General features: G+C 70.0%; 15 protein-coding genes and 1 pseudogene. 10 read left to right on the top strand and 6 right to left on the bottom strand.

Translation table 11 applies throughout. From position 1 onward, the window contains the following. Positions 1 to 3 precede the first annotated feature (3 nt). Together VHC04_RS03955 and VHC04_RS03950 are read right to left on the bottom strand one after the other, a co-directional pair. Positions 4 to 870 carry a polysaccharide deacetylase family protein gene (locus VHC04_RS03955; RefSeq protein WP_325678167.1) on the bottom strand — a complete coding sequence of 289 codons (867 nt, stop codon included), beginning with the start codon at positions 868 to 870 and terminating at the stop codon, positions 4 to 6. A gap of 304 nt (positions 871 to 1,174) precedes the next feature. Further along, the gene (locus VHC04_RS03950; protein ID WP_325678165.1) at positions 1,175 to 1,927 is read right to left on the bottom strand and encodes a hypothetical protein; all 753 of its coding nucleotides are present in this window, start codon (positions 1,925 to 1,927) and stop codon (positions 1,175 to 1,177) included. A 335-nt stretch (positions 1,928 to 2,262) separates the two neighbouring features. On the opposite strand from VHC04_RS03950, the gene VHC04_RS03945 reads away from it, so the two are divergent. Further along, complete coding sequence (locus tag VHC04_RS03945; RefSeq protein WP_325678163.1) at positions 2,263 to 2,868, top strand: helix-turn-helix domain-containing protein; 606 nt, start codon at positions 2,263 to 2,265, stop codon at positions 2,866 to 2,868. 10 nt (positions 2,869 to 2,878) lie between these two features. Beyond that, positions 2,879 to 3,100, top strand: coding sequence for a hypothetical protein (locus VHC04_RS03940; RefSeq protein ID WP_325678161.1), 222 nt, complete (start codon positions 2,879 to 2,881; stop codon positions 3,098 to 3,100). Between the two features lie 123 nt (positions 3,101 to 3,223). On the opposite strand, the gene VHC04_RS03935 is transcribed toward VHC04_RS03940, so the two are convergent. Further along, complete coding sequence (locus tag VHC04_RS03935; protein WP_325678160.1) at positions 3,224 to 3,685, bottom strand: Fur family transcriptional regulator; 462 nt, start codon at positions 3,683 to 3,685, stop codon at positions 3,224 to 3,226. 135 nt (positions 3,686 to 3,820) lie between these two features. Between VHC04_RS03935 and hisI the strand changes: the two genes are divergently transcribed. Together hisI and VHC04_RS03925 are read left to right on the top strand one after the other, a co-directional pair. After that, positions 3,821 to 4,294, top strand: coding sequence for a phosphoribosyl-AMP cyclohydrolase (gene hisI, locus VHC04_RS03930; RefSeq protein WP_325678265.1), 474 nt, complete (start codon positions 3,821 to 3,823; stop codon positions 4,292 to 4,294). Next, on the top strand, positions 4,287 to 5,318 hold the full coding sequence (locus VHC04_RS03925) for a GTP-binding protein (protein WP_325678158.1): 1,032 nt from the start codon (positions 4,287 to 4,289) through the stop codon (positions 5,316 to 5,318). The genes hisI and VHC04_RS03925 overlap by 8 nt, the downstream gene beginning before the upstream one ends. Here VHC04_RS03925 and VHC04_RS03920 read toward each other — a convergent pair. Together VHC04_RS03920 and VHC04_RS03915 are read right to left on the bottom strand one after the other, a co-directional pair. Further along, a complete protein-coding gene (locus VHC04_RS03920) occupies positions 5,287 to 6,348 on the bottom strand; it encodes a sensor histidine kinase (protein WP_325678156.1) in 1,062 nt (353 codons plus the stop codon). The genes VHC04_RS03925 and VHC04_RS03920 overlap by 32 nt on opposite strands. A 107-nt stretch (positions 6,349 to 6,455) precedes the next feature. Further along, on the bottom strand, positions 6,456 to 7,751 hold the full coding sequence (locus VHC04_RS03915; RefSeq protein ID WP_325678154.1) for a Zn-dependent hydrolase: 1,296 nt from the start codon (positions 7,749 to 7,751) through the stop codon (positions 6,456 to 6,458). Between the two features lie 133 nt (positions 7,752 to 7,884). Between VHC04_RS03915 and VHC04_RS03910 the strand changes: the two genes are divergently transcribed. Beyond that, positions 7,885 to 8,943 carry an acyl-CoA dehydrogenase family protein gene (locus VHC04_RS03910; protein WP_325678152.1) on the top strand — a complete coding sequence of 353 codons (1,059 nt, stop codon included), beginning with the start codon at positions 7,885 to 7,887 and terminating at the stop codon, positions 8,941 to 8,943. A gap of 366 nt (positions 8,944 to 9,309) precedes the next feature. Here the strand turns inward: VHC04_RS03910 and VHC04_RS03905 are convergent, their stop codons facing one another. Next, positions 9,310 to 9,993, bottom strand: a complete 684-nt coding sequence (locus tag VHC04_RS03905) for a cyclic nucleotide-binding domain-containing protein (RefSeq protein ID WP_325678150.1) — start codon at positions 9,991 to 9,993, stop codon at positions 9,310 to 9,312. A gap of 213 nt (positions 9,994 to 10,206) precedes the next feature. On the opposite strand from VHC04_RS03905, the gene VHC04_RS03900 reads away from it, so the two are divergent. The 5 genes and pseudogenes from VHC04_RS03900 (at position 10,207) to VHC04_RS03880 (ending at position 15,946) form a co-directional block, all read left to right on the top strand. Further along, positions 10,207 to 11,181 carry an NADPH:quinone oxidoreductase family protein gene (locus VHC04_RS03900; protein ID WP_325678148.1) on the top strand — a complete coding sequence of 325 codons (975 nt, stop codon included), beginning with the start codon at positions 10,207 to 10,209 and terminating at the stop codon, positions 11,179 to 11,181. A 244-nt stretch (positions 11,182 to 11,425) separates the two neighbouring features. Further along, on the top strand, positions 11,426 to 11,716 hold the full coding sequence (locus tag VHC04_RS03895; protein ID WP_325678146.1) for a putative quinol monooxygenase: 291 nt from the start codon (positions 11,426 to 11,428) through the stop codon (positions 11,714 to 11,716). Between the two features lie 199 nt (positions 11,717 to 11,915). Next, a pseudogene (locus tag VHC04_RS03890) lies at positions 11,916 to 13,322 on the top strand (aspartate ammonia-lyase); the annotation flags it as partial. A gap of 161 nt (positions 13,323 to 13,483) precedes the next feature. Next, positions 13,484 to 14,359 carry an aldose 1-epimerase family protein gene (locus VHC04_RS03885; RefSeq protein WP_325678142.1) on the top strand — a complete coding sequence of 292 codons (876 nt, stop codon included), beginning with the start codon at positions 13,484 to 13,486 and terminating at the stop codon, positions 14,357 to 14,359. A gap of 516 nt (positions 14,360 to 14,875) precedes the next feature. Beyond that, complete coding sequence (locus VHC04_RS03880; RefSeq protein ID WP_325678140.1) at positions 14,876 to 15,946, top strand: Hint domain-containing protein; 1,071 nt, start codon at positions 14,876 to 14,878, stop codon at positions 15,944 to 15,946. Positions 15,947 to 16,114 lie beyond the last annotated feature (168 nt).

The following is a 16,114-nucleotide window of genomic DNA, read 5'->3' as shown; positions in this document are numbered from 1 at the left end:
CCCTCAGCCGGCCCGGATGACATGGCGCGCGAATGCCTCGCACGTCGGAAACCACACGCCCGGCAGCGTCTTCATGCGTCCGATCAGCCGGTCCAGCATCGCGATCCGCAGCGCCCGGCCGGACACGAACGGATGCAGGCAGACATTCAGGTAGCCGCCCTGCCGGTACTGGTGCAGAAAGGCGTCCCACCACAGCTCCTCCACCCGGTCCGGATCGGTGATCCGCTGCGCCGCATTGGGGCTGCCCATCCAGGCAAAGCTGAAGAACATCGCGTCGTCGATCGCGAAATGGAACGGCAGGTTCAGCAGCGTCGCCTCGCCGGACGGATCGGTCACGTAATAGGGAAGGTGGTCACCGCTTCCCTCCGACACATAGATGAACCCTTCGTCGCGCAGCAGCGTCAGGCCATGGCTGCTGCGTGAACCGACCGGCCGCCTGCCGGTCAACCGTTCCAGGGCCGTGATCGTCTTGCGCAGGTGGTCGCGTTCCAGCTCCGGCTCCCTCGGCACCCGATGCTCCCACATGTGATCCGCGATCTCATGCCCGGCGCGGGCCGCCGCGCGCACCGCCTGCGGATACAACTCGGCGATCCGGCCCGGCGTGAAGATCGTGGCCTTGACGGCGTGGGAGTCGAACAGCTCAATCAGCCGCCAGATGCCGACGCGCCCGCCGAACTCTCCCTTCGCGAGCTGCATCGGCGGTTCGTTCATCAGCCGGCGCAGCAGCATGGCGTCGAAATCGGCGGTGAAATTCACCGCCAGCCGGATACCGGGCGGATAGGCCAGGCGGTCGATGCGCCGGTGGCGCGCCGCGTAGGCCGTCGCCGCGTCCGCGATGTCGGACAATTCCCGGGCAAGTGCCGTGTCCATGCCGCCTCTCCGCTCCTGGTCCCGGTGCGGATGGTAGTATCCGATCGCGGGCCAGCGCGAGTCGGCCAGCCGGTCGGCACCTTTCCGGCCAGCGTCTTCTCATGACGAACGGGCGCGCGGGATGAGGCAAAGCGTGCCGCCGGCCCGCCCGCCCTCCGGCCCGTCCGTCGATCCCGGCATCGCTACACCGCCGTGCCGCGGGAAAACGCGCGCCGTGTCTGCCGCGACCCCTCGTTCTTCCCGCGTGCCGGGATCATCCGGCCGGGCCGCTGCCGAGGACCCCGGCCGGCGGCGCCGCCGGCTGTCAGTGGGGGCGCAATGGGAACTGCATGGCGATCACCTCGACGCCGTCCGTGCCGGCGACCGCGTCGAACGGGGCATCGTCCGGATACACGAAGGCGCAGGACAGTCTCGGCAGGGCCTCCCCGCCGCACAGCAGATCCCCGGACGTCACCACCCAGTATTGCCCGCGGCCCGTTGCCGGATCGGGACCGGTGATCCGCGCGCCGGGCGGCAGCGCATACCGCCAGGCGCTCATTCCGTCCGGCTCCGGGCCCAGCAGGGTTTCGGTCGGCACCGTCGGCGGCGCCAGCGGTCCGGCCACCGCCTCGCGATGCCGTCGGCCCGGAATGGCGCGCAGTTCCGCCCGGTTTTCCGGCTTCGTCATGAACTTCGCCCCGGGATCGAACCCGTTGCGCAACGTGAAATACCAGACGCCCTTATCCGTGCTGGCCTTGATCGGGCCATAGGCGGTGTGGGCGCCGGTGAAATGCACCGTCACCGGCCGGACGTCGTGCAGGCCCAGCGTGCCGGACCCGCCCACCACCAGCTGGAACTGGTCCTGCTGGTGGAAATGCGACTGCGCGGTGCTGCCCGGATCCTGCTCCACCAGGAACGCCATCGGAAACAGCGCATCCGCCGCCGGGTCCGGTGTACCGGGAGGCATGTTGTAGCGCGACGTGCCCAGATACAGCGTGTGCCAGAACGATACGCCATCGGCGGCGGTGCCGCGGCGGCGGTTGGCGCGGGCCGTGTCGGCGGAAGCGATCAGGGGCATCGGGCGGTCCTCCCCATGGCCTCGCGGGCACATGGTCTCATGGGTGAATGGTCTTGCGGACCCGCCGGCGCCGAGGCGGTTCCGTCCCGCGCCGCTGTCAGGCCGGGACCGGAACACGCGGCCGCGCATCCTGGTCCGATCGTTGTGCCGATCCTAGAGCGTTTCCACAGCGGCTGGAAACGCCCCCGGCCTGTTTCACGAGCGCCGTCGCCAGCCTGCGGATCGCTCATATCCAGCCCGGCCCGGTTTGCGCCCGGGGCGCCGCCCAGGCCGGTACCTGGGGCGGTTGCCGGGCCGGTTGACATTCCTCCCTGATATGAGATTTTATACCATATATGAACGAAACCATATTCGACCCCGATCCCGATCCCGACTCCAACCCCGGCCAGGCCATCGACCAGCGCCTCGCCGCGCGGCTTGCGGCGCTGCGCCAACAGGCCGGCTGGTCGCTGGACATGCTGGCGGAGCGCAGCGGGATCAGCCGCGCGACCTTGTCGCGGATCGAACGGGGGGAAACCTCGCCGACCGCGGCGCTGCTGGGCCGCCTCTGCACCGCCTATGGCCGTACCATGTCACGCCTGCTGGCCGAGGTGGAGGCCGATCCGCCCGCCCTGCTGCGCCGAGCGGAGCAGACGGTGTGGATCGATCCGGAGACCGGGTTCAAGCGGCGCTCGGTGTCGCCGCCGGCCCGCGGCTATATGGCGGAGGTGCTGGAGGGCGAGCTGCCGCCGCACGCCACGATCGCCTATGACGCGCCGTCGGTTGCCGGGCTGGAACAGCACGTGGTTCTGCTGGGTGGCCGGCTGGACCTGACCGTCGATGGCCATACCCACCGGCTGCGGGCGGGGGACAGCCTGCGCTTCCGCCTGTTCGGGCCGACCCGCTTCGTCTGTCCGGGACCGGACGCGGCGCACTATCTGATTGCGATCGTTCAGCCGTGACGGTGCGCGCGTGACCGCGGCCGGCATCGGCCACAATGGCGGGCCGCCGCTGGATCCCGATCCGCCGGACCGCCTGTCCTGGCACGCCTGGTGCTGGAGCCGCGCCCACAAGCGCGCCTGGAAGACCCCGCCGCGAGAGGTCGCGCTGCGCCGCCTGGAACGGGCGGAGGCCCTGGGAATGACCTACAAGGAATACACGCTGGAAATCATGGAGCGTGGCCGGTACCTGTGACCGTGCCCCCTGGTGACCGTGTCCCCTGGTGATCGCGCCCCCTGGTGATCGCGCCCCCTGGTGATCGTGCCCCCTGGTGATCGTGCCGCCGGCAGTGCCGGCGGTGCCGGATGACTGTGCCGGTCACGCCTGGGCGCGGCAGGCGGCGCACTGGCCCTCGGCCTCTATCGTCGCCTTCGACACGGTGAAGCCGACTCGCCTGGCGGCGTCGGTCAGCGCATGCGCCAGCTCGTGGTCCTCCAGCTCGATCACCTTGCCGCAGCCGCGGCAGATGAAGAACTGCGCGGCATGGTCGTGCTCATGCTCCTCATCGGCGATGCAGCCGACGAAAGCGGACAGCCGCTCCAGCTTGTGGACCAGCCCCTGCTCCTGCAGGAATTCCAGCGCCCGGTACACGGTGGGCGGGGCGGCGCCATGCCGCGTGCTGCGCAACTGGTCCAGCAGGTCGTAGGCGCCGGTGGGCGCCTCACGGTTGAGGATCAGGCCCAGCACCTGCCGGCGCAGCTCTGTCAGCCGCGCGCCCCGGCTCTCACAGATGACCGACGCACGGTCGAGCAATGCTTCGGTCCGCGGGGTAAACCCCATCAGAGACTTCCCTTTCGGCACTCCTTGGCGACGGGCACGCCAGCACCCTAGATAGCATGCATGACGCAGATTTCCACGACACAGACCACAGGGGCCCAGACCGGCGCGACACGGATCGGCGCGACACAGACCGGCGTGACACAGGCCGGTGGGGCACAGACCGGCGGGGCACAGGCCGCGGCCCCGGAGGGGGCCGATCCGGCAGCCAGCGTCCTCGCCGCGATCCGGTTCGACGCCAATGGCCTGGTACCCGCCATCGCCCAGCAGCACGACACCGGTGAGGTGCTGATGATGGCCTGGATGAACCCGGACTCGATCCGGGAGACCCTGGCGACCGCGCGGGTCTGCTACTACAGCCGCAGCCGCGGCGGGCTGTGGCGGAAGGGGGAGACGTCGGGCCAGACCCAGCACCTGCGCGAGTTGCGGGTGGATTGCGACGGTGACACGCTGCTGCTGCTGGTGCAGCAGGACGGCGTGGCCTGCCATACCGGCCGGCGGTCCTGCTTCTTCCGGGCCGCGCGGGACGGTGACCTGGTGGAGATCGCGGCGCCCGAAGTCTCGCCCGAGGCGCTGTACGGACAGGCCGGGTGCGGTCACCCGCATGGCTGATGTCACGCCGGTCACCTTGCTGACGGGCGTGGCGGGGGCTGGCAGGACGACGCTGCTCAATCGCCTGCTGCGCGATCCGGCCCTGGCGCGTACCGCGGTGCTGGCGGACAGGCGCGCCGCCGCCAGCATCACCCACGCCCTTGTCCGGCCGCTCGCCGCTGTTTCCACGCCGTTTCCGAACGGCTGCGTCTGCTGTGCTCCGCGCGACGACATGACCCGCGTGCTGCGCCAGTTGCTGCCGCGTGCCCGCCGGGGGGAGATCGACCGGGTCGTGATCCAACTGGGCGCCAGCGCGCATCCGCTATCCACCCTGACCGCGCTGATGCGCGATCCGGCCGTGGCCGCCGCCTACGCGCCGCGGGCGATCGTCGCCATGGTCGATGCCGATGCCGACGTCGATGCCGGGGCCGATGCTGGTGCCGGGCCCGGTCTGACCCTGTCCGACACTACCGCGCGGCAGGTCGCGATGGCGGACCGGGTCCTCGTGAACCGTGCCGGGGCGGCTGCGCAGGCGCGGCTGCGCGGCCTCAATCCGCTGGCGCCCCTGATCGACATCGCAGCCGGTGCGATCGACGCGGCGGCGCTGATCGATGGGTGCGGTCCGCTGGCCGCCATCCCTTGCGCCGAGGCGGCCGGCGCCCGGCTGCTGACCACCACCCTGGCCTGGATGCAGCCGATGGATGCGGCGGACCTCTCCGCCCGGCTGCATGACCTGGCCGCGCGCCTGGGAGGCGGGCTGCTGCGGCTGCGCGGCCTCGTCTGGCTGCGCGATGCGCGGCATCCGGCCGAGGTCCATGCCGCCGGCCATCTGGTCGGACGCCTGCATCCGCTATCCGCCGATCCTGGCGGCTGCGACCGGTACAGCCGGCTGGTGCTGGTCACCGAGGCGGTGGCCGCCCCCGCGGTTCGCGCCGCCATCGCCGCCGCCGGCCTGCCGACGGACGATGGGTACGGTGCCGGTGATGGTGCCACCGCCGCCGCGATGGATCGGATCAGCCGATCGCCCGCGGCAGCGACAGCGTGACCGTGGTGCCGATATCGGGCTCGCTGAGCACGGTCAGTGAGCCGCCCATCACTTCGGCCAGCCGCCGTCCAAAGGTCAGGCCCACGCCGATCGTCGGCGTCAGCAGCGTTTCCGTCATCACGGCCGTATCGTCCAGCGAGTCTTCCAGCAGATGCGGCGGCAGGCCGTCGCCCGTGTCGCCGACATCGATCAGGACATCGCCCGGCGTCTGCCGGATCGTGACGTAGACGGTGCGGGACGCCGGCGTCACCTGGATCGCGTTGAACAGCAGATTGTCCAGAATCCGCCGGGTCATGTGCGGATCGACGAAGGCCTCGAACACGCCGGCCCTGGGCTGGTCGTCCGCCTGCGTGTCCTCCGCTGTGTCCGCTTGTGAGCCCCATTGGGCATTGCGTGCGGAATCGCGGTTGAATTCCAGCCTGACCCCGCTGTCCTCGGCCATGATGCGCGTATTGGCGACGGCCTTGCGCAGCAGGATGCCGACATCGGTCCGTTGCAGATCCGGGCTGGATTCGTCGATCTGGGTGAGCCCGATCAGATTATCCAGCGTCAGCAGCAGCTGCTGGCTGCCCGCGCGCATCTTGCCCAGCGGCCCGCGCTGTTCCGGCGGACAGTTGGTCAGCAGCAGGCCCAGCATGGCGATCGTCGTGTGCAGCGGCGTCCGCATTTCCCGCCCGATATTACTCAGGATTTCGGTCCGCAACCGCTCCGCCGTCTCCGCCCGGCGCGTTTCGGCGGCCAAACGATCCTGGATGGTGCGTGCGTGAAACACCAGGAACGCGGTGGCCAGGATGGCCAGGATCGACAGGATGCGGTTGCTGAACAGATTGGGCAGGTCGGGATCGGGGGTCGGGAAGAAGGCGCCGATGATCACCAGAAAAATGCTGACGGCGGTCAGCACCCACAGCGTCCGCTTCTGGCGGTGAAGCAGGCCGGTGCCGATCAGCGGGATGTAGATGATACCGTAGGCAAGTGTGTTCGTCCGCAACAGGTCGGCGACGAAGGCTGCCGACGCGGCAACATAGATCACGGGTACAAGTACCCAGGCCAATTTGGCAAAAGCCAGGTTGCGTCCTGAAAAGTCATCGTTGCCAACGGACATCGCGCGATTGCCGGGACGTTGGTGAATAATTTCAGTCAACCCGCATAGTCAATGACCCACTGAGTCAAGACTCCGGTACCTTCAAGAAAATCTTCTATTGTCATTTTTTCCATTGGATTGTGGCTGCCGTTTTCGTTGCGGACAAAGATCATGCCGATCGGCACGCCGGCCGCCGCGAAAGCCGCGCCGTCGTGGGAGGCCGGGCTGCCGATCCAGGTCGGGGTCAGGCCCTGGGCACGGGCGGCCCGCTCCAGCCCCGCCTTGATCGCCGGGTCGGCCGGGCCGACGGCGGCGTGCGCCTTGGTGCCCAGGTGGAAGCGCACGCCGCGCCGCTGCTCGATGCCGGCGACGATGGCGGCCACGCGCTGCTCCAGCGCCGCCAGCACGGCCGGGTCGTAGGCGCGGACATCCAGCGAGAAGTCGAACCGGCCGGGCACGATGGTCATGCCGTGCTGGGTGGCGTCGGTATGGAAGCGGCCCAGGGTACAGGCCATCGGGATGCCCTCGGCCTCATGCTCCTCCCACAGCGCGTCCAGCGCCATGGCGAACTCGGCCCCGGCGATGGCGGCGTCGCGGCGGAACCGCTTCGGCAGCCCGACATGGTCGTTGCTGCCCTCGATCCAGGCATAGGGATAGCGGAAATTGCCGGGAATGGCGGTGCACAGGGCGACCGGCTGTCCGGCTTCCACCAGGCTGGGCGCCTGCTCGATATGCAGTTCCATGTAGGCACGCAGCCTGGCCGGGTCGAAATGGCGGCGCCCGGCCAGCAGCGCATCCGGGTTGCCGCCACAGGCGGCGATATGCTCCGCCAATGTGCGGCCGGTATCCACCCGGCGGACGTCCAGCGCCCCGTCCGGCAACATGCCCAGGCTGCCGCGGCTGCCGATATAGGAGACCTGGAACCACACGCTTTCCTCGGCGCGGATGCCCATCACCACGATGTCGCAGGCCGGCGTCACCGCCAGATCCCGCAGCGCCGCCACGGTCGCCAGGCCGGCCAGCACGCCCGCCGCGCCGTCGTAATTGCCGCCGTGCGGCACCGAATCCAGGTGCGAGCCGATCACCAGCGCCGGGGCCGACCGGTCGCGGCCCGGCAGCGTCATGTACAGGTTGGCCGCGTCGTCATGGCCGATCTCCAGCCCCATCGCCCGAGCCGCCCGGGTGACTGTCGCGTGGGCCCGCTGCTCCCCGTCGCCATAGGGATCGCGGGAGATGCCGGGTTCGTCCAGCCCGTCCTGGCGCAGCTGATCGAACAGAGTCCGCATCGCGGCGCGCTGGGCCTGGACGGCCCGCCTGACGGCATCCGGTATGATCGCGACCATCTCTGTCATCCGTGCAGGCCTCCGCGCCGGCGCTCGGCACCCCGCCCTTCAAGCATGCGCGCCGGCTGCCGGTAAAGCCGACACTTTTCCCGGTTCCCTCGCTCGGCCATAACAGCGTCCGATGTTCGGGAGGCTGGGACCGATGACCGAGACCGATGCGGGTATTGGCGTGATGCTGCGGGAGACCGCGGACCGCGTGTCCCGGGACCATTGCGGCGCGGCCGCTTTGCGGGACGCCGACCAGGGGACGTGGCCCGCCGCGATCTGGGCGGCGGTGACGGAAGCCGGGCTGCCGAACGCGCTGGTGCCGGAAGCGGCGGGCGGGTTCGGCGTGACGATCCAGGATGCGCTGTCCCTGCTGCGCGTCGCCGGGTTCCACGCGTTGCCGGTGCCGCTGGCCGAGACGATGCTGGCGGGCTGGCTGCTGGCCGAGGCGGGGCTGGCGATCCCGGACGGAGCGCTGACGGTGGGCCCGGTGCGGCCCGGCGAGGCACTGGCCCTGCGCGCGGATGGCGGGCGCTGGCATGTGTCCGGCACGCTCACCCGGATTCCCTGGGCCGGCCAGGCGGCCGGCCTGGCCGCCCTGGTGCCGCATGATGGCGGGTATCGGGTCGTCTTGCTGACCCCGGATGCCCTCACCGTCGAGGCGGGGGAGAACGTGGCGCGGGAACCGCGCAATACGGTGCGGGTGGACGGGATCGCGGCGGCGGTGGCGCCGACGCGGCGCGACCCGGCCTGGCTGCGCGCGGTGGGGGCGGCGATGCGCACCCAGCAGATCGCCGGCGCGATGACGCGACTGACCGAGATGACCACGGAATACGCCCAGGGACGGGTGCAGTTCGGCCGGCCGATCGGCAAGTTCCAGGCGGTGCAGCAGAACCTGGCGGTGCTGGCCGGGCAGACCGCGGCAAGCGTCGCCGCCGCCGATATCGCCGCCGAGGCGGTGGCTGCCGGCACCGTCCTGTCCATCGCCGCCGGCAAGGCGCGCGCCGGCGAGGCGGCGGGAATCGGCGCGTCCATCGCGCATCAGGTGCACGGCGCGATCGGCTTCACCTTTGAGCATTCGCTGCACTTCCTGACCCGCCGCCTGTGGTCCTGGCGCGACGAGTTCGGCAAGGACGCCGAATGGAACGCGCTGCTGGGCCGCCATATGGCGAAGGCGGGCGCGGACCAGGTATGGGCGGAGATGACGGCGGCGTAGCGGGATGGCTGCCGCCCCGCCCGTCTCGTGGCGCCCGTCTTGTAGCGCCCGTCCAGCGTTCGGTGGCTGTGCTGTCGATGACCAGGTCGCCGGCGGCCGTTTCATCGGCCCGCGCGGATGACGGTCCAGGCGGGTGACGGCCCGCGCGGATGACGGCCGGGCAGGTGACGGCGACCGCCTGCCCGTTCTTCACCCTGCCCGCTCTTCACGGTGGGGGTCACGCCAACCGGCGGCCGCGATCGCGCGCCGGTCCTGGCGGGCCTGTCGTTTCAGGGGGTGTGATTCATCAGGGGGTGTGATTCAGAGGAACCCGGCATTCCTGGCGGGGCTGGCCCGCCAGGACCGCATCGCGGTGTGCCTGTCGGGTCAGACCGATACCTTGCTGCCCATGGAATCGTCCGGCAGCGCGTAGTCCCGCAGGCGGGCGATGTCGTGCAGGATCACGCGGGCGCCATGCGTTTCCACGCCCAGGGTCCGCAAGGCGGCGAAGGCGCGCGACAGGTTCTCCTGCCGGCAGCCGAGGCGGGCGGCGAGCAGGCGCTTGTCGAAGGGCAACCGCAGGGCGGTGGTGTTGCCGCTCTTTTCCGGCGACAGCGACAGCAGGTACACGGCCAGGCGCTGGGCGGTGGTGCGCAGCTTCAGGTCACACACCTGCTGCACCAGCGCCTTGAACCCCTCGGCCTCGGCGCGCAGCAGCACGGTGACCAGCGGCGGTTCCTGCGCCGTCAGGGCGCGAAGCCCCTCGCCGTCGATCGACAGCAGGCGGGCGGCGCGGACGACGCGGGCCGTCATCAGCAGCGGCAGGCCGGCGAGGACGGCGGACAGGCCCATGGTGGCGCCGGCATCCAGCACTTCCACCACCGCCGAGGTCCCGTTGGCCGCCTGCGCCAGGACGGCCACCTGGCCGTCCAGCACGATGAACAGCTCCGACGCGGGCTCCCCTTCCTCACACAGCAGCGTGCCTTCAGCCACGCGGATCACACGGCTGATGCCAGCCAGGCGATTCAGCGAGGGCTCCGCGAGCTCATTCAGCAGCGGCGTCGCGCGCAAGGCTTCGAGGACCTGCTGATTGTCTCCAAATTCAGCGCCAACACCGTGGTGCGGCTGCGATCCCATGGCCATTCCAACAGTCCCGATCATTGTAAGTGCGGCATTGTCCCCTTTAGCCCACGAAATTGACCACCGGCAAGGGTAAATTCGCTTTTTTGGTCCTGAGTGTCCGGCTTGCTACATGCTCGGCCGACTCAGCGAGGGAGACAGGGAATGAAAGCAATGGTCTGCGAGCGGTTCGGCGGCCCCGAGGTGCTGGCGTTGCGGGATGTTCCGGATCCGCCGCCGCCCGCCCCGGATGAGATTCAGGTGCGAATCGAGGCGCGCGGCGTCCAGTACGTCGACGTGCTGATGCTGGCCGGCCAGTACCAGTTTCGTCCGGAACCACCCTTCATCCCCGGCGGCGAGGCGGCCGGCCATGTCGTCGCGGTCGGCTCCGCCGTGCGGGACTTCGCGGTCGGTGATCCGGTGATGAGCCGGCATCGGCTGGGTGCGTTCGCCGAGCTGGGGAATGCGAAGGCGGGGCTGTGCGACCGGGTTCCGGATGGACTGACCATGGCGCAGGCCGGCGTGTTCCGCGGCGCCTACACCACCGCCTATCACGCCTTGCTGCAGCGCGGACGGATGCGGGCGGGCGAGTGGGTGCTGGTGCATGGCGCGGCCGGCGGCATCGGCATCGCGGCGATCCAGATGGCCAAGGCGTTCGGCGCGCACGTGATCGCCACCGCCGGTTCCGACGCGAAACGCGCAGCCTGCCTGGAGGAAGGGGCGGACCACGCCATCGACTACCGGAACGGCTTCGTCGATCAGGTGAAGGCGCTGACCGGCGGGCGCGGAGTGGACATCGTCTACGACCCGATCGGCGACAAGGTTGCCGAGGAATCGCTGCGCTGCCTGGCCTGGGGCGGGCGGCTGCTGATCCTGGGTTTCCTGGGCGGCGGGCCGACTAGCATCCGCAGCAACTACCTGCTGATCAAGGGCATCGACGCGGTCGGCGTGCGCATCGGCGGGCTGAACGAGGCCGATCCCGCGCTGGCCGCCGCCAACATGAAGGCGCTGGTCGCGCTGGCGGAGCAGGGCAAGCTGCGCCCGCGCATCTCCCACAGCTTCCGCCTGGACCAGGCCGCCGAGGCGCTGCAGGCGGTGATCGACCGGCGGGTGATCGGCAAGGCCGTGCTGCTGCGTTGACGGCGTCCGCCTGGGCGGGCCTGGCGGGCGGGCTTTGGCGGAGCAGGCCGGGCGGAGCGGTTGGCCTCGGCGGGGTGGCCTGGGGCGAGGTGGCCTGGGGCGGGATGAACCGGGCGGGGGTGAACCGGGCGGGGTGGCCTGGGCGGGGTGGCCTGGGCGGGGTGGCCTGGGCGGGTGGGTGGCGACTTGACGGGCACGGCGGGCGGGCGGCTACTCGGCTGGCTGAATGGGAGGAGAATGTCCGATGAAGGTCCGTCTCGTGGTCACGATCAACGCCGCCCCGGGCAAGGGGGCGGCGCTGGCCGCCGAGTTCCGCAAGCGTTGCGCCGAAGTCATGCAGGAACCCGGCTGTGAGCAGTTCGAGGTGTTCCAAAGCATCACCGACCCCGACAAGCTGACGCTTTTGGAGCTCTGGGCCGACCAGGCGGCGCTGGACGCGCATGCCAAGGTCAACGCCACACGGCCGCCGATGCCGCCCGGGCTGCGCCAGGGCGCCGGGGAGCGGGAGGATTACAGCTACAACCGGGTCCGGTAGGGCGCGGGCCGGGCGGGGGCTGCCCCGGCCGGCCTCTCGGCGCGTGCGTCCCTGGCGCGCACGTCCCTGGCGCGCACGGCCGCAAGGCCGCTGGCTTGCGCCTGGCTCCCGTCCTGCCTGTGTGCCGGACGGTCACGCTTGGACCGCAACGCCGCGCCGCAACTCTCTATAGTCCCTGGGCCATGAACGGAGCCGCCCGATGACGCCGCCACCTGCCGCCACCCGCCGTGAGCACGACCTGCTGGGCGAGGCCGACGTCCCCGAGACCGCCTATTGGGGCATCCATAGCCAGCGCGCGGTGGCGAATTTCCCGATCACCGGTGTGCCGATCGGCCATTTCCCCGATCTGGTGCGGGCGCTGGCGCTGGTGAAGCTGGCCGCCGCGCGGGCCAACCGGCGCCTGGGCTACCTGCCGGCCGACAAGGCGGCGGCGATCGAGGCTGCCTGTCTGCTGATCGCCGACGGCAAGCAGTATCACGACGAATTCGTTGTCGACGCGGTCCAAGGCGGCGCCGGCACCTCCAGCAACATGAACGCCAACGAGGTGATCGCCAACATCGCTCTGCAGCAGATGGGCCGTCGGCGCGGCGACTACGCGGCGCTGCACCCGAATGACGACGTGAACATGGCGCAGTCGACCAACGACGCCTATCCGACCGCGCTGCGGCTGTCGATCCTGTTTGCCGTCGCGCCGCTGGCCAGGGCGCTGGACGACCTGGCCTTCGCCTTCAAGACCAAATCCGTCGAGTTCGCCGATGTCCTGAAGATGGGCCGCACCCAGCTGCAGGATGCGGTGCCGATGACGGTCGGCCAGGAGTTCGATGCCTTCCATGTCACGCTGAAGGAGGACGTGGCGCGCCTGTCCGACATCAGCGCCCTGTTTCGCGAGGTCAGCCTGGGTGCCACCGCGATCGGCACCGGCATCAACGCCGATCCGCGCTACGCGTCCCTCGCCGTCGAGGAGCTGGCGCGGGCCTCCGGCCAGCCGCTGGTGCCGGCGGCGAACCTGATCGAGGCGACCTCCGACATGGGGGCGTTCGTTCTGTTCTCCGGCCTGCTGAAGCGGGTCGCCGTGAAGCTGTCGAAGATTTCCAACGATCTGCGGCTGCTGTCGAGCGGCCCGCGCACCGGGATCGGCGAGATCAGGCTGCCGCCGGTGCAGGCCGGATCCTCCATCATGCCGGGCAAGGTCAATCCGGTGATCCCGGAGGTGGTGAACCAGGTGGCGTTCCTGGTCATCGGCCATGACTTGACCGTAACGTTATGCGCCGAGGGCGGGCAGCTGCAGTTGAACGCGTTCGAGCCGACGATCGGGTACTGCATCCTGAACTCGGTGCGGATGCTGACCGCCGCGATCGATACGTTGCGGACACGATGCGTCGAGGGGATCGAGGTGGATCGCGCCCGCTGCGAGACGCTGGTGCGTGGCAGCATCGGCCTGGTGACCGCGCTGGTACCGGCGTTGGGTTATGAGGCATCTTCCAGGATCGCGAGGCGGGCTCTGGAGGAAAGCAGGGCGGTGGCGGACCTGGTGTTGGAGGAGGGGCTGCTGACGCGGGAGCAGTTGAACACGCTGCTGGAGCTGGATGCGATGACGCATCCGTCGCGGGCGATGCGCGTGCCGCCCCCGCTGGTGGCGGCGACGGTGGTGGACCAGGCGGGTACCCAGGCGGCCGTCCAGAGGGTCGCCCAGGGGGACGCCCAGGGGGACGCCCAGAGAGATGCCCAGGGGGACGTCCAGGGGGACGTCCAGGGGGACGCGACACCATGACCGGGGAGGCTCATTGTTTCGGCAGCGACTTGCTGTCCGCCTGCGTGAAGGCCGATGGCGCGGAATTGTGCCGGCTGCGTGATGCCGCCGGCACGGAATACCTGTGGGATGCGGGGCCGGCCTGGCCGCGGCACGCGCCGGTGCTGTTCCCGATCGTGGGACGGCTGAAGGACGATACGCTGCGGCATCGGGGCGTGTCTTACCGCCTGACGCAGCACGGTTTCGCGAGGGACCGGCGGTTTGCCTGGGTGGAGCGGACGCCGGAGGGTTGCCGGCTGGTGCTGGAGGACGACGAGGCGACACGGGCGCGGTATCCGTTCCGGTTCCGCTTCGAGCTGGCGTTCCGGGTGGCGGCCACCGCGCTGTCGGTGGATTATGGCGTGACCAACACGGGTGAGGAGGTCTTGCCTGCCTCCATGGGCGCGCATCCCGCTTTCCGCTGGCCTTTGCAGCCGCGGCGGATGAAGACGGATTATGCGCTGACCTTCGAATCGGAGGAGACCGAAAAGCTGCGCGGCGTGGAGGACGGGCTGCTGACTCCGGCGGACCGGCTGTCGCCCATCCGCGGCCGATTCCTGCCGCTGTCGGTGGCGTTGTTCGCGGCGGACGCCTTGATCCTGTCGCGGCCGGCCAGCCGGTCGGTGCGGTTCGCGGCGGCGGACGGGCCGGCGCTGACCGTGGCGTGGGAGGGGTTTCCGCATCTGGGCCTGTGGATGCGCCCGGGCGGCGACTTCCTGTGCATCGAACCGTGGGCGGGCATGGCGAGTCCGCCGGATTTCGATGGCGATATCCTGGAAAAGCCGTGGATGATGCTGATCCCGCCGGGCGAGAGCCGGCGGGCGGGATACACGGTGACGGTGGAGCCGGGATAGGGAGGCGATGCTCCCGGCCCGATCGGGCGCCGCGCCGGTCCGCCGCCGCCAGGGCCGTGCCGCGCCGCCGGCGGCGAGCCGTGACGCCCCCGTCATGATGTTCCGTCACGACACCGCCGCGCGCCGCGACCGCACGTCGTCGGCGAGGACACGCCCGCCTTGCGCCATCCACCGGCATGCGTTGCGCCGCCGGCGCTCGGATGCGGTCTTCCCGCCCGCCGCCGCTCTCCGCCGCCGCTCTCCGCCGCCGCTCCCCGCCGCTGCTCATGGATCACCTTGCGTTACAGCTACGCTGGTGTAAGAATTTCGACGCGCCCCAGAATTGATGGGGTCCCGTACAAATTTTGATTTCAGCTGAATCGATGGCAATGCCGGCTGACCGCAGTGGGCGGGCAACCGACGTAATTTTTCAGTATGAGACAGAAAATTTCGAGACATATCTTATGCGACGGTGACAGGCGTAAAGCGCGCCCAAAGAGAATAAACAAATATCAAATGAAATGATGTGAGGCGTGGATGTCCAAGAACGACGCTTTGCCCTTCGGTCCGCCTGCCGCGGCGCGGATGTGCTTCCTTTCCGGCACCCTGATCGCGACACCGGCCGGCGAAGTTCTGGTTGAGCGGCTGCGTTCGGGGGACATGGTCGTGACACCCGGCGGCGCGGTCCGGCGCATCGTCCGGGTCGGCGAGGGGCGGATGAAGGCCACAAGGGGCCGTCGCTCCGCGGCGACACCGGTCATCGTGCGGCGTGGCGCGCTGGCCGATCATATGCCGCATCGCGACCTGCGCGTGACGAAGGGCCACGGCTTCCTGATCGACGGCGTGCTGATACCGGTGGCGTTTCTGGTCAACCACCGCTCCATCCTGTGGGATGATCACGCCCAGGACGTCATGATCCATCATATCGCGCTGGAAACCCACGACCTCCTGATGGCGAACGGGGCCCCGGTCGAGAGTTGCCGCGACGACGGCGATCGCTGGCTGTTCCGCCATGCAAATGGCGGCCGGGACTTGCCGCCCAAGGGACCATATCCCCCGGTTCTGACCGGCGGCCCGCGTGTCGATGCGGCGTGGCGGCGGCTGCTGAACCGGGCAGGGCCACGGCCGGGCGTGCCGGTGACGGCGGACCCCGACCTGCATCTCGTGGTCGACGGCGACCGGATCGATGCCCATTTCCGCAACCAGGGCGCGTTCGTGTTCCGCGTGCCGGCGCCGGTCGGCAATATCCGGATCGTCTCGCGGTCGGCGGTGCCGGCGGAGCTTGGCGTGGCACGAGACCCGCGCCTGCTGGGCGTCGCGTTGCGCGGGATCGTCTTGCGGCACGGATCGCGCATCCGTCATATCCGTCTTGCCGATCCGCGGCTGACGCAGGGATTCCACGACTACGAGGACACCGACCGGATTCGCTGGACCGATGGCGACGCCGTGCTGCCGCCGGCATGCCTGAATGAGCTTCCGGAGGCCGATGAGGTCGTCCTGACCCTGGGCGGATCGACCCGCTATGTCGACGCGGGCGCGCTGCCGCCACTCACGGCGCGAGGCGCGCTGTCGCAGGACCGGGCAGGCGCGCTGTCGCACGTCGCATAAAAGGGCAGGGTCGCCCGCCGCGACCGGGCAGCGTTGTCCCGGCGCTGTTGTCCTGGCGCGGTTGTCGTGGCGCGCCCCCGGTCTGATGCGCTGTCCGGTCTGATGCGCTGTCGGTCCGATGCGCCGGCCGGTTGCCGGGCGCCGCCGCCCGTCCTAACCTCGCGCCTC

The organism is Rhodopila sp. (assembly GCF_035548095.1).
GTDB lineage: Bacteria > Pseudomonadota > Alphaproteobacteria > Acetobacterales > Acetobacteraceae > Rhodopila.
This window is presented reverse-complemented; position numbering and strand designations above follow the sequence as displayed.